This window comes from Spirosoma fluviale (assembly GCF_900230225.1).
GTDB classification, from domain to species: Bacteria; Bacteroidota; Bacteroidia; order Cytophagales; family Spirosomataceae; genus Spirosoma; species Spirosoma fluviale.
In genome coordinates, this window is record NZ_OCNH01000001.1 from 1,895,182 (window position 1) to 1,908,190 (window position 13,009).

Consider the following 13,009-nt stretch of genomic DNA (forward strand, 5'->3'; position numbering starts at 1 on the left):
GCCCGTTACCGCCTTCCACCTGACCCGGTAAGCAAATCAGATCAGTCATGAACAAGACCCACGTTGACCCTATTCGTCGCTGGCTTCGCCTGACGACCCGTGGTATGTGGTCATACGTGCTGCTGATGCCCTGGTTTGTGCCGCTGATCAGTTATTTGCTCGTCGGGCAACCGTATGTAGGCCACTGGCGGCCGTTTGTTGGCGCTACCCTGCTCATCTGGCTACTGTCGACAATTGCCTTTGTTACCCACGACTGGGCGGCCAACGCCATAACCCATCGGTATCCCGGCCTGCGGCAAACGGTACTTCGGGCGGGGTTGACCGTCGCTGCGTTTTGCGGCTTGTCGGGTTCGTTCCTGCTGGTATACACCTGGTATTTCATCAACTACCGGCCTTTTGGTTCGCAGCTTTCCTACGAAAGCGTATCGAACGTGTATGTGTTCGATTTCATCGCTATCCTTTTGCTGGTTGGTATTTACGAAACAGCCTATTCACTTTATCGGTGGCAGCAGCACCAGATGAACAAGGAGAAGCTCAAAAAGGAAAACCTTCAGGGCCAGTTACAGGGGCTGAAAAGTCAGGTCAATCCGCACTTCCTGTTCAACAGCCTCAACTCGCTGTCGTCGCTGATTGCCGACGAACCCCAGCGGGCGGAACAATTCGTTAATGAAATGGCCAGTGTGTACCGGTACATGCTCCAGACCAATCGACAGCCAGCCAAACGGTCGTCGGTCAATCAATGGAACGGCGAAAACGGGGGAGTGGCCGCAGAAGAACCCGACGACGAAGATGCCGATCAACTGACATCGCTGGACAATGAACTGACGTTTATTGAATCGTACTATCACCTGCTCAAAACACGCCACGGGGCCGGACTGGACCTGACGATCGACGTAGGTGAACGATACCGGCAGCACCGAATCCCTCCGCTTACCCTCCAGTTGCTGGTCGAAAATGCGGTGAAACATAACGTCATTTTGGCGAGCCGACCATTGAAGATCGAGATTTTGACGACCGATACCGGGTTTCTGATCGTCCGGAACAACCTCCAGCGAAAGAACATCCGGTCGGGTCTGAACCGGTTCGAGTCAACCCAATTCGGGCTGATCAACATCCAGGCAAAATACCAGTTGCTGGGCTGTCCTCAACTGGCTATTGCAGCCGGGCCGGATTACTTTACGGTTACCTTACCTCTACTGACAAAAACGCAAACGAACCTATGAATGCCCTCATTGTTGAAGATGAAGAATTAGCGGTACGTAAACTCAGGAAGTTACTGACCGAAGTAGCGCCCGACCTTCTCGTGGCGGGCGTAACTGCCAGCATCGATGATACCGTCGACTGGCTGGAAAATCTACGGTCGGCCGGTAAGCCGGAGCCCGACTTGATTTTCCTGGATATCGAACTGGCTGATGGGCAGAGCTTCGAGATTTTTGAACGCACAACCGTACGCAGCACCGTTATTTTTACCACTTCGTACGATGAGTACGCCTTACAGGCTTTTAAGGTCAATAGCATCGACTACCTGCTGAAACCCGTGCAGCGAGAGGATTTGCAGCGCAGTCTCAGAAAATATGAAGACCTCCGCAGCCGGTCGGTCGAAACGCCAAGCGTGAATATTGAAAAGCTTCTGCAACAGCTTCAGAGTCACGTATCCCGCGATTTCCGCCAGCGGTTTCTGGTGCGTCAGGGCCAGCGAATGCTTTCGGTAGAGGTGGGCGAGATCGCGTATTTTTATACCGAAGACCGCTATAGTTTTTTTGCCATGCACAGCGGGCAGAAGTTTTTGGTCGACTATACCCTCGATGAACTTTCCGATGCCCTCGATCCGGCCCGTTTCTTCCGGATCAATCGGGGGGTTATCGTAACGCACCAGGCCGTGGAGCAGATACAGCCTTACTTTGGCAATCGGCTGGCCCTGCAATTGAAGCCCATCTTCGATAAAGAGGCCCTGGTGAGCCGCGAAAAAGTAAGTGATTTCAAACAGTGGATGGGGAAATGAGGACAAAACTTGTCCGGAATGAATGAGCTTGTTTGAGAGCAAAACTGGTTAGGTCGGCGGGAAGGCGGTATATTTGCCCCATTCTTTTACGTGATCGTACGCCCATGTTTAGTCTCAACAACCTCCTCCGCCCGCACATTCTTACCCTGATGCCTTACTCCTCCGCGCGTGATGAGTATACCGGTAAAGAGGGGGTATTTCTGGATGCCAACGAAAATCCGCTGGGTTCCACCACCACTGGAAACTACAACCGATACCCCGACCCGCACCAGTGGGCCATCAAACAACGGCTGGCTCCCATTAAGGGCGTTCGGCCGGAACAGATTTTCCTGGGTAACGGCTCCGATGAGCCCATCGACCTCCTCGTTCGGGCTACCTGTACGCCGGGGACCGATTCGATTTTAATTATGCCGCCAACCTACGGTATGTACGAAGTGTCGGCGTCGATTAACGACGTTAAGATTACGAAAGTCCCCCTGACACCCGATTTTCTGGTGGATACCGATGCCGTGCTGGCCGCCATTACCGATACCACGAAACTGATCTGGCTGTGTTCGCCTAATAATCCGTCGGGCAATTTGCTCCAGGCTGAGGCTATCCGGACAATTCTCGACGCGGCCAAACAGTCGCTGGTAATTGTCGATGAGGCTTACATCGACTTTGCCGATACGCCGTCCTGGACCCGCGAACTGGATAACTATCCTAATCTGGTTGTGCTCCAAACCTTCTCGAAAGCCTGGGGGCTGGCCGCTTTGCGACTCGGAATGTGCTTTGCTTCCGAAGAGCTGATTCGGGTAATGAATAAAATCAAGCCGCCGTATAACATCTCGGCACCCACGCAGGCACTGGCTCTCGAAGCCCTGGGCAACGAGTCCGAAAAGAACGCGATGGTGGCGCAAATCCTCACCGAACGGCAGTTACTGGCCGATGAATTACGGGCGTTGCCAACGGTGCAGGTCGTACACCCGTCCGATGCCAACTTCCTGCTTGTTCAGTTTGTGGATGCCAAAGGGACCTTCGAATACCTCATCGGGCAGCAGGTTATTGTCCGCGACCGCTCCAATGTGAAACTTTGCGACGGCTGTCTGCGTATTTCGGTGGGTACATCGACCGAAAACGAGCGGTTGCTGGCCGTACTCCGGCAAATGCCCGACGTACTGCCAACCACAAAGTTGCCCCTCGGCACGGGCGATGAAGCCACTAAACCTGAACTTGTATCCAACGCGTAGCCTGTTCCGGTCAGCGGCCATACCCTGTTACGTCGGGCAGGAAGGATGGTCTAAGCAGAACAAACGTTTAATAGCTTTATGAGAAAACTAGTATTGGTTACCGCACTGGCTTTACTAAGCTGGCTGACAACATCGAATACCGTTCAGGCTCAATACAATAACTGGTCGGTAGGCGTTCGGCTGGGTGAGCCATCGGGCGTAAACATCCGCAAGTATTTCGGTAATAACCACGCCTTCGACCTGAACATCGGCACGTATGGCGGGCTTTACGGCACCAAACGCAGTTACGGCCCCGGAGATTATAGAACGGTAGGGCTAACCATTCAGGGGCATTATCTCTGGCATACGGCCCTTACTAAAAGTGAAAGCCTTCGGGCTTATTACGGCTTCGGCGGTCAGATCAACAACCGACGAACGTACCCGCTTCGGCTCAATGGGGAGTACCAGAATACGTTGTCGCTGGGTGGTTCGGGTATTGGCGGCCTCGAATTTTTTCCGGTCAACAAACCCTATTCATTCTTTTTAGAAACGGGGGCGTATGTGGAGTTGCTCCAGTCGCCGTTCTTCCTGAGCCTGAACACCGGAATCGGGTTGCGGTATAATTTTTAGAAGGAGTGAGGAGTTAGGAGCGAGGAGTTAGGAGGGCTGACCGCACCGGCGGACCGGCATGTTTTTTGCTGACGCGTCAGCCCTCCTAACTCCTCGCTCCTAACTCCTAATACTCCCAAAAACACCCATGTTCAAAATATACAGTTCTTCGGCTGGGTCGGGGAAAACTTATACGCTGACGAAAGAGTACCTGAAGCTGGCGTTGAGGCCGGGTGAGAAGGACGACTATTTTCGCCGGATTCTTGCCGTGACGTTCACCAACGCGGCTGCCAACGAGATGAAGAACCGGATTCTGAAAAACCTGTCCGAGATGGCCGGTGAAAAAGAATCCCCTTTACTTGATGTTCTGGTCACTGAACTCTATGGTATCGAGCCGGGCGCTGAATCGTTTGACGAAACGAAAACAGAACTGCGCAAAAAAGCATCTACCGTTTTCAGAACGATTTTACATCGGTATGCCGATTTCAGCGTAACCACCATTGACTCCTTCACGCAGCGGGTCGTCATGGCGTTTACGGATGAGCTTGGGTTGCCGTATTCGTTCGATGTCGAAATGGACACCGACGAAGTGCTGGAACTGGCCATCGATAACCTCATTGAAAAGGCTGGTACCGACGAGATGGAAGAAATTACGACCATCCTGAGCGAATATTACACCCATACGGCCGCCGAGGGTAAAAGCTGGAACCAGCTTCCCGAATTGCTGAAAGAGTTCGGCCGAAACCTCACCTCCGATCAGTTTTACGAAGCCGTTAATGCGGCCCAGCAATTATCGCCGGGGGCGTTGCGGGCCATTCGGTTGCAGTTGCTGAACCACAACCAGCAGATCGAGACGGACATCATCGGGAACGGGCAACGCGCCTGGAAACTGATTACCGATGCAGGTCTGGACGAAAAAGATTTCAGTTACGGTGCGAGTGGCGTAGGTGGTTTTCTGAAAGGCGTTGCCGAAGGAAATGCGCACAAGGATGCGGGTACCCGCGTTAATAACGCGCTGACTAACAGCGAGTGGTACACCAAAAAGACACCCCTGCCCGTACAGGCCATGATTGATAATATGGCTGGAGAACTGGGCGCCTGTATCACGGAAGTACTTCGTATCCGGGAGGAGAGCAACCATCAGGTAACGCTGTTCGACTGTCTGCTGCCTCATTTGCAGAAACTGGCCCTGCTGAAGCAGATGCGGCTGGAATTCGATGATCTGTTGCGGAAAGACGGTCGGGTACACATCTCCGAATTCAATAAAAAGATTCTGAGTATCGTCGCGTCGGAACCGGTACCGTTCCTCTACGAGCGGCTGGGTACGAAGTACAACCACATCCTGATCGACGAATTTCAGGATACGTCGCGGCTGCAATTCGCCAACCTTCTGCCGCTCATTGAAAACTCGCTGGGTGCGGGCCATTTCAACCTGGCCGTGGGCGATGGAAAGCAAGCCATTTACCGTTTCCGGGGGGGCGATATGGACCAGATCGTTGCCCTGCACCGCAAAGACCTCGATAGTTTGAGGCAGGCGCACAACCCCGGTTCCTGGACCGCCGACCGCATCGACATGCTCGACGGGCATCTGAAAGACGAACTCCTCGATACCAACTGGCGAAGTGCCGAACCCATTGTTCGCTTCAACAACGACTTCTTTGAGTTCACCGCCCGTAAGTTTGAAAGCCAGCACCCGAAACTGACCGATGTCTTCGACGGGCAGAAACTGTTTCACCAGAAAGCGCAACCTAAGGCCAACATCGCCGGGCATGTGCAAATCGACTTCGTGGCAAAGGACGAAGCGACGGATAAAGACCTGACCGCTCAGATGCTCGCAAAAGCGATGGAGCACCTGCAAAAAGCCCTGGACGACGGGTACAAATATGGCGATATTGCGATCCTGTGCCGGAAGAAATCCCATGCCAAAGCACTGGCCAATGAGTTGAATGCCAAACGAATTCCGCTCGTATCGGCCGATTCGCTGTCGCTGGAGTTTTCGGACCCCGTCAAGTGGCTGGTTACACTCATGCAGTTGCTTCAACGGCCCGACCAGAAGCTGCTGCGCTACGAGTTACTGTACCTGTTTCATCGGGTTGTGCAGGATATTTTTCCGGATAATGCCCTGACGACCAAATTACGAGCCGTTGCCGAGAGTGATATCGACGCTCTGTACGCGTACCTGGCCGAAGAAGGCTATCCCCTCGATCCCTACGCGCTGGGGCAACTCAATCCCTACGAACTGGCCGAACGACTGACCGCCCAGTTCGGTCTGTTCAACCAGGCGGAGCATAACCCGTTCCTGTTCCGGTTTCTTGATGAAGTGCTGTCGTTTAACCAGAAACGGAGCGGCCATCTGAGCGATTTTCTGTTGTATTGGGAGGGGGTTCGGCAGAAGATTTCGGTAGAGGGGAATGCGCGTAATGCGGTGAGTATCCAAACCGTTCACAAATCGAAAGGCCTTGAGTTTCCGGTGGTTATCATTCCCTTTGCCAACTGGCGGGTAGAGCCCATCAACGACAGTACCATCTGGCTCGATCTGAGCGGTATTCGAAGCGATATGCTGACGCACGAAGATAGCGTTGGGGAGTTAACCCGTCTGTTATCGGCACCCGCTCACACGACCAGTAAACTGCGGGGTGCCCCGGCTGTCGTAGCGGCTCAGTACGAAGAGGAACTGACCCGTACCTTTCTGGAAAATATGAATATGCTCTACGTGGCCTTTACCCGCCCAACGGATCGGCTGTACGTCATCAGCGAAGCAAAGGATTTCACCAAAGGCCAGCAGAATACCATCAGCCACTGGCTGCACGCGTTTCTGCGCGACAGTGAAGTGGCCCGCAACTGCGGCTGTGCCTGGGAGGAAGGTAATTACAGCTATAAGATCAGCCTCTGCGCTGACTATTATCCGCATCATAAAACAGATGAGTCTCTCGATGAAATCGTGCTGGACGAAATCGTGAGCGGGAACCGCGGGCAGGACTTACAACTCCGCCGACAGGCCGACCGGATGTTCGATGTCGCAACGTTTGAGCGAACCCGCGAACGCGACCGTAAACTTTGCGCGGCCCTCAGTTTGATCAGGGGCACCGAAAGCATCGATAAAGTACTCCGACAACTCGTGAGCGAGGGGCTCGTTCGTCAGGTGGAATGTGGCGAACTAAAGCAGAGTCTGCTGGCAATTGTGTCGCATCCGGCTTTAGCAACGCTGTTCGATTCTAATCTGCGGATCGACACAGACCGCAGTATTTTGAGTAATAAACGCGTGCATGGAGCCCCCCACCGCGTGGTGCATTTTCCAGATGGTCACATTGTGCTGGTGCAGTATGAGTCGAGAGTGGGTTCGCCGGAGGCAGAGGCTGGGTCTTCATCGGAAACGGAATCCGCAAAGACGTACTCCCCAACGGACACTTTAAAGTATTTCACCCGTCTGTACCGGGACATGGGATTCTTGGAAGTGGAAGGACGGTTAGTGTACTTAGCTGATGTTCCCGAAGTGGTGAACGTGCTGTAAGCCTATACGATAGTTAAAACTAAAATGGATATTTCAAAAGTTGGTTGTCGAAAAAAGGGGGTAAGCGTGCTCTTCATTCTTCAGTTGGTATGCTTCCTGAATGCTTCGCTGGCTCAGTCGCCTTATGCGTTAAAAACGGGCCGGGAATTAACTCTGTTAGGCGCGGGTGTGGCCTCGTTTGGCACATCCGTCCTGCTCGGCTCTACCGTCGACCCGCTGACCAGCGCTCAGGTAGCGGGACTCGACCGCCTGGAGGTCAACGCTTTTGACCGGAAAGCTACGTACCACTGGTCTCCAACCGCCGATAAGCTGAGCGATGTGACGCTGGCTGGGAATGTAGCGATGCTGGGTCTGCTGTCGGTGGGGACAAAGCCAATGCGGCAGGATTTTAAAACGGTGGCGGTAATGTACATCGAAACCGTTGCGCTGTCTAGTGGCATCGAACGGACAATAAAGGCCATTACGCAGCGCAGTCGGCCGTTTGTGTACAACCCCGCTGCGCCATTGGAGGAAAAACTAACGCGGGATGCCAGCCAGTCGTTCTTCTCCGGCCACGCAACGGTTGCCTTCTCAACGGCAGTCTTTACCGGTGAAGTATTCCGGCATTATTTCCCGCATTCCCGGCTAAAACCCGTAGTCTGGGTTGGGGCATTGGGGCTGGCGTCGGCATCGGCGATCCTTCGTTACGAAGCGGGCTTGCACTACCCAACCGATTTGCTGGCCGGAGCAGCATTTGGGTCGCTGGTCGGCTGGGGAATTCCAAAGCTACATGAGGTTAAGAACCAGAGTGAACTGGGCCATCGACTGGATATACAACCCTGGAGCAACGGCGCGGCCAATGGAATTTACCTGCGTTTAGCGGTGTTTTCGCGTTGATAGATACAATCTTCTATGAATATACTGATGTTGTGTACGGGCATTGGGCTCGCGCTGTTGGGAGCTGGCATCTGGCGCTATAAGGCAACGCACCTCTTGTCGAATGTGGATAGTAGTCAGGTTGATCCGTCAAGAAAAGGCGATCTGGCTCGGTATGCAGGTCTGTATTGTATGGGAATTGGAGGTATCTTTCTGGGACTGGCCTTTGTAATTGAACGGTTCACGACAGAAAAAGAGTTACTATTTATAATTGGCGGTACGGTAGTCGTCATCATGATTGCCACTGCTATCTATTTGTCGGGGCTGGGGCGTTTTATGAAGAAGTAAAGAGTGTCTGCCGTTCATCTGTGAGTTTAATGAAATGACCAAAATTACTGAACACATCAAAGCCGCCAACGGCAAGCCTATTTTCTCAATTGAAGTCATTCCGCCCATCAAGGGGGATAATCTGAAAAGTCTGCTCGATAATATCGAGCCGCTCATGGAGTTCAAGCCACCTTTCATTGACGTCACCTACCACCGCGAAGAATACATTGAACGCCCCCTGCCCGATGGGACCATTCAAAAGATAGTTACCCGCAAACGGCCTGGTACTGTAGGCATCTGTTCGGCCATTATGCACCGCTTTGGCGTAGACCCCGTGCCGCACGTGCTTTGTGGAGGGTTCAGCCGGGAAGAAACGGAAGATTTTTTGATCGACCTGCATTACCTGGGCATCGATAACGCGCTGGTGCTTCGTGGCGATCCGGCCAAGCCGTTTTCGACCTTCAAAGCCAAAGAGAACGGGTATTCGTACGCAAGTGAACTGGTGGAGCAGGTGGCCAATATGAACAAGGGTATCTACCTGCACGAAGAAGATACGGCCCTGGCTCCCAGTAACTTCTGCATTGGTGTAGCGGCTTATCCTGAAAAGCATTTCGAAGCCGTCGACCATGACATTGACTTTCAGTACCTCAAGCAGAAAATCGATAAAGGAGCGGATTACATCGTAACCCAGATGTTCTTCGACAATGCCAAGTACCTGAGTTTTGTGGAACGCTGTCGGCAGGAGGGCATCACGGTGCCTATTATACCCGGCTTGAAACCACTCAGCACCCGCAAACATCTCCAGATTCTGCCAAAGCTCTTTCACCTGCACATGCCGGAGGATCTGGTTCGTGCTGTAGAAGCCTGTGAAAATGATCAGCAAGCCCGTCAGGTGGGGGTGGAGTGGTGCATTCAGCAGTGCCGGGAATTAATAGAAGCGGGTGCCCCGGTCATGCACTTTTACACCATGGGTAAGTCCGATAATATCATGAAAATTGCGCGGGAGGTCTTTTAAACGGTAAACCCTAAACTAGCTGTGGCGGTCATGTGTCAGATGCTTAACGCTGACACATGACCGCCACAGCCAGTTTATCTACACACGGTTCTACTCCGCCAGGTAGTTGCCTATCCCGACAATAACTGTAGAGAGAACAACCATGGTGATGCCCAGTGAGATTGTCCGCATGGTTGGCTTGTTGGCACCCCGCCATTCGTGGAGGTAAAGTCCCCAGAAACTGCTGAACGCAATGATAAAGGCCATGTGGAGTGTCCAGCCCGAAAATCGGTATTCCCCCATTTTACTGTCGCCCATGCCGTAAAAAAAGAACTGGAAATACCACGTAAAACCAGCCATAGCGCAGAAAATAACATTTGTCAGAATAGGGGTAGAGATATTCCTATAGTCTGTATACGTCTTATTGCGGATGTTCAGATAGATAGTCCAGATGGCGTTGGTGGTTAGTCCGCCGAGGAGAATAATGACCAGCGCGGCATTGTTCATGTACAACGGATCGGTTCCATTCTGAACGGCCAGGTCGGCAATGGGCTGCCCGGCGGTAAGGCCAAAGGAGAAACAGGCACTCATGATCCCCGAAAATACCGCCACCATCAGCCCTTTACGGATGTCGAATTCAGTGATGACGGCCTTTTTCTGTTCGTCGGTCAGCGACCGTTCTTTCATCATCCCGGCTATCCCGCAAATGGAAATGCCCAGTACACAAACGGCCAGCCCAAGCATAATAACCTGCCCGGATGTGGTGCCAACCAGCGTACCAAACTGACCCTGCCAGATGGGCGGTACGAGCGTACCAAAAACGGCGCAAAGCCCCAGCGTGACGGCCATGCCTAATGATAAGCCCAGATAGCGCATGGCCAGACCGAATGTCAAGCCACCAAAACCCCACAGAACGCCCCAGAAATACGTCCAGAAAATGGTATCGCTGGGTGATTTTGCCAGTACATCAAAGAGGTTTGGCACGGTAAGTGAGCCGAGAAGCAAGGGGGCCGCCAGCCAGGAAAACAGGCCACCAATGAGCCAGTAACTTTCCCATGCCCAACCACGGACTTTTTTGTACGGTAGATAAAAACTGCCGGAGGCAAAGCCCCCCAGCGCATGAAAGATAACACCCAGGAATACGGCCACTTTTCTTGAATTTTTTTCGAATGTATAGGTATACTTTTCCTAAACTTACCTGTTCTCTCCTGCCTGTTTCAGGAAGACGAATCTTTAAAAATATTTAATAAAGCCAACAGGAGAGTACATGAAGCAGGAGAAAAAAGTTTGCACTTACTTTGTCTAAAACAAGATTGCTGACGGATACTACTTACTTATTTTCTATGAATACCACGCAAGCGTTCAATTATGTTAGCTACCTCTGGGATGATAAAAAGGCGGCAGAACTGGCTGGCGATGAAGTCGCCCTGTTTATCTACCGCTCCAATCTGCTCGGAGCTGACTTGCGCCTAACGAACTATGCCGGCGGAAATACATCGGTCAAATTAATGGAAACCAACCCACTGACGGGCGAGCCTGTCGAAGTGATGTGGGTAAAAGGGTCTGGTGGAGACATTGGTACATTGACCAAAAAAGGATGCGCTAACCTCTACGTGGATCGGCTTCATGCGTTGAAAAAGCGGTACCGGGGCCTTGAATTCGAAGATGAGATGGTGGGCCTGTTCGACCACTGCCTGTTCGACCCCAAATGTGCTGCTCCCTCCATTGATACACCTTTGCATGGCCTATTGCCATTCAAGCATATTGACCACCTCCATCCCGATGCCCTGATTGCCATTGCCGCCAGCCGCGATGGAGAAACCATCATGCACGAAATCTGGGGCGACCAGCTGGCCTGGCTTCCCTGGCAGCGACCCGGCTTCGACCTGGGCCTGAAACTGGAAGAAACCGTTAAGAATAACCCAAATCTGCGGGGGGTAATTCTCGGTGGACATGGTCTGTTCACCTGGGGCGACACCTCTTACGAATCGTACATGAACACGCTGGAGGTCATCGAGCAGGCTTCCGAATACCTCAATGCCAACTATGGCAAGAAACGCCCGGTATTTGGTGGCCCCGCCCGCGAAAATACCGATGCTGACACCCGCAAGACCCAGGCCGCTTCATTGATGCCGGTTTTACGCGGTCTGGCATCGGGCCACCGCCGGATGATCGGCCATTTCACAGACGATGCCCGGGTTCTTGAATTTGTCAACTCGAACGATTTGCCCCGGCTTGCCCGCCTGGGAACGAGCTGCCCGGACCACTTCCTGCGGACCAAAATTCGGCCGCTGGTACTGGACCCCGAACAGCTGTCGGGTGAAGAAAGCAGCGCGTATCTGGACAAAGCCTTCGCCGATTACCGGGCCGACTACGAAGCCTATTACGAGCGCAACAAACACGACAATAGCCCCGCCATCCGCGACCCGAATCCGGTGGTGATTCTGTGGCCGGGCGTGGGTATGTTTACGTTCGCCAAAGACAAACAGACAGCGCGGGTAGCGGCTGAGTTTTATACCAACGCCATTAACGTGATGAAAGGAGCCGAAGCAGTTTCTGATTACGTGGGCTTGCCCGAACAGGAAGCGTTCGATATTGAATACTGGCTGCTGGAAGAAGCAAAGCTTCAGCGGATGGCAAAACCCAAACCACTGTCGGGGAAAATTGCCCTGATTACGGGCAGCGCCGGGGGGATTGGGAAAGCCATTGCCAAAGCGTTTCTGGCCGAAGGAGCCGTGGTCGTGATCAACGACAACGACGCCGACCGGCTGGCTGGTGCCAACGACGAATTTCAGAAGCAGTACGGTAAAGATGCGTACACAGCCGCCCTGCTGGACGTAACCGATACCGGCACCATAGCCAATGCCTACAGTGCAGCCGCACTGGCCTTTGGTGGGGTCGATATCGTAGTGAACTGCGCTGGTCTGAGCATCTCGAAGCCCATTGAAGAGCATACCGAAAAAGACTGGGATTTGCTTTATGACGTGTTGGTGAAAGGTCAGTTCCTGGTTACGCAACAAGCCGTTGAGGTGATGCGGAAGCAGAAACTGGGTGGTGACGTGCTGAATATCGTCAGCAAGAACGCGCTGGTTTCGGGTCCGAACAACGCCGGTTATGGCTCAGCCAAAGCCGCTCAACTGCACCTGAGCCGCCTGAATGCCGCCGAACTGGGCAAAGACCACATCCGGGTCAACGTTGTGAACCCCGACGCCGTTATCTCTGATTCCAAAATATGGGCGGGTGCCTGGGCCGAGGGTCGTGCCAAAGCGTACGGCGTTACAGTCGAAGAACTGCCCGGCTATTACGCCAAGCGCACCCTGCTGAACGAAGTTATTTTACCCGACGATATCGCCAATGCCTGCCTGGCCTTCGTAAACGGCTTATTATCCAAATCAACGGGCAACGTGCTGAACGTCGACGGCGGTGTAGCCATGGCCTTCGTCCGGTAAAAATAAGTGTCCGGTTTACGGCTTTTAAAACAAAAAGCCGTAAACCGGACATCA

Annotated in this window: 10 protein-coding genes; 9 read left to right on the forward strand and 1 reads right to left on the reverse strand. The window is 53.0% G+C overall.

The window, feature by feature from the left end:
- Positions 1-47 precede the first annotated feature (47 nt).
- From CRO74_RS07970 to metF, 8 genes are all read left to right on the forward strand, one after another.
- The gene (locus tag CRO74_RS07970; RefSeq protein WP_097125446.1) at positions 48-1,223 is read left to right on the forward strand and encodes a sensor histidine kinase; all 1,176 of its coding nucleotides are present in this window, start codon (positions 48-50) and stop codon (positions 1,221-1,223) included.
- Complete coding sequence (locus CRO74_RS07975) at positions 1,220-2,002, forward strand: LytR/AlgR family response regulator transcription factor (RefSeq protein WP_097125447.1); 783 nt, start codon at positions 1,220-1,222, stop codon at positions 2,000-2,002. The genes CRO74_RS07970 and CRO74_RS07975 overlap by 4 nt, the downstream gene beginning before the upstream one ends.
- 104 nt (positions 2,003-2,106) lie before the next feature.
- Positions 2,107-3,231 carry a histidinol-phosphate transaminase gene (gene hisC, locus CRO74_RS07980; protein WP_097125448.1) on the forward strand — a complete coding sequence of 375 codons (1,125 nt, stop codon included), beginning with the start codon at positions 2,107-2,109 and terminating at the stop codon, positions 3,229-3,231.
- Between the two features lie 78 nt (positions 3,232-3,309).
- Positions 3,310-3,840, forward strand: a complete 531-nt coding sequence (locus CRO74_RS07985) for a hypothetical protein (RefSeq protein WP_097125449.1) — start codon at positions 3,310-3,312, stop codon at positions 3,838-3,840.
- A gap of 127 nt (positions 3,841-3,967) precedes the next feature.
- The gene (locus CRO74_RS07990) at positions 3,968-7,330 is read left to right on the forward strand and encodes a UvrD-helicase domain-containing protein (RefSeq protein WP_097125450.1); all 3,363 of its coding nucleotides are present in this window, start codon (positions 3,968-3,970) and stop codon (positions 7,328-7,330) included.
- A 24-nt stretch (positions 7,331-7,354) separates the two neighbouring features.
- Positions 7,355-8,206 carry a phosphatase PAP2 family protein gene (locus CRO74_RS07995; RefSeq protein WP_097125451.1) on the forward strand — a complete coding sequence of 284 codons (852 nt, stop codon included), beginning with the start codon at positions 7,355-7,357 and terminating at the stop codon, positions 8,204-8,206.
- A 15-nt stretch (positions 8,207-8,221) separates the two neighbouring features.
- Complete coding sequence (locus CRO74_RS08000; protein ID WP_144035886.1) at positions 8,222-8,533, forward strand: hypothetical protein; 312 nt, start codon at positions 8,222-8,224, stop codon at positions 8,531-8,533.
- A gap of 34 nt (positions 8,534-8,567) precedes the next feature.
- Complete coding sequence (metF, locus tag CRO74_RS08005) at positions 8,568-9,527, forward strand: methylenetetrahydrofolate reductase [NAD(P)H] (RefSeq protein ID WP_097125453.1); 960 nt, start codon at positions 8,568-8,570, stop codon at positions 9,525-9,527.
- 90 nt (positions 9,528-9,617) lie between these two features.
- Here metF and rhaT read toward each other — a convergent pair whose 3' ends face one another.
- Positions 9,618-10,655 (reverse strand): L-rhamnose/proton symporter RhaT, encoded by a 1,038-nt coding sequence (rhaT, locus tag CRO74_RS08010; RefSeq protein WP_097125454.1) that lies wholly within the window; start codon positions 10,653-10,655, stop codon positions 9,618-9,620.
- A gap of 194 nt (positions 10,656-10,849) precedes the next feature.
- Between rhaT and CRO74_RS08015 the strand changes: the two genes are divergently transcribed.
- Positions 10,850-12,955, forward strand: coding sequence for a bifunctional aldolase/short-chain dehydrogenase (locus tag CRO74_RS08015; protein WP_097125455.1), 2,106 nt, complete (start codon positions 10,850-10,852; stop codon positions 12,953-12,955).
- The last annotated feature ends 54 nt before the right edge of the window (positions 12,956-13,009 follow it).

Coding starts and splice junctions, on each gene's coding strand:
- CRO74_RS07985 (WP_097125449.1), top strand. CDS start 3,310: ATGAGAAAACTAGTATTGGTTACCGCACTGGCTTTACTAAGCTGGCTG.
- CRO74_RS07990 (WP_097125450.1), top strand. CDS start 3,968: ATGTTCAAAATATACAGTTCTTCGGCTGGGTCGGGGAAAACTTATACG.
- CRO74_RS07975 (WP_097125447.1), top strand. CDS start 1,220: ATGAATGCCCTCATTGTTGAAGATGAAGAATTAGCGGTACGTAAACTC.
- metF (WP_097125453.1), top strand. CDS start 8,568: ATGACCAAAATTACTGAACACATCAAAGCCGCCAACGGCAAGCCTATT.
- hisC (WP_097125448.1), top strand. CDS start 2,107: ATGTTTAGTCTCAACAACCTCCTCCGCCCGCACATTCTTACCCTGATG.
- CRO74_RS07970 (WP_097125446.1), top strand. CDS start 48: ATGAACAAGACCCACGTTGACCCTATTCGTCGCTGGCTTCGCCTGACG.
- CRO74_RS08000 (WP_144035886.1), top strand. CDS start 8,222: ATGAATATACTGATGTTGTGTACGGGCATTGGGCTCGCGCTGTTGGGA.
- CRO74_RS08015 (WP_097125455.1), top strand. CDS start 10,850: ATGAATACCACGCAAGCGTTCAATTATGTTAGCTACCTCTGGGATGAT.
- CRO74_RS07995 (WP_097125451.1), top strand. CDS start 7,355: ATGGATATTTCAAAAGTTGGTTGTCGAAAAAAGGGGGTAAGCGTGCTC.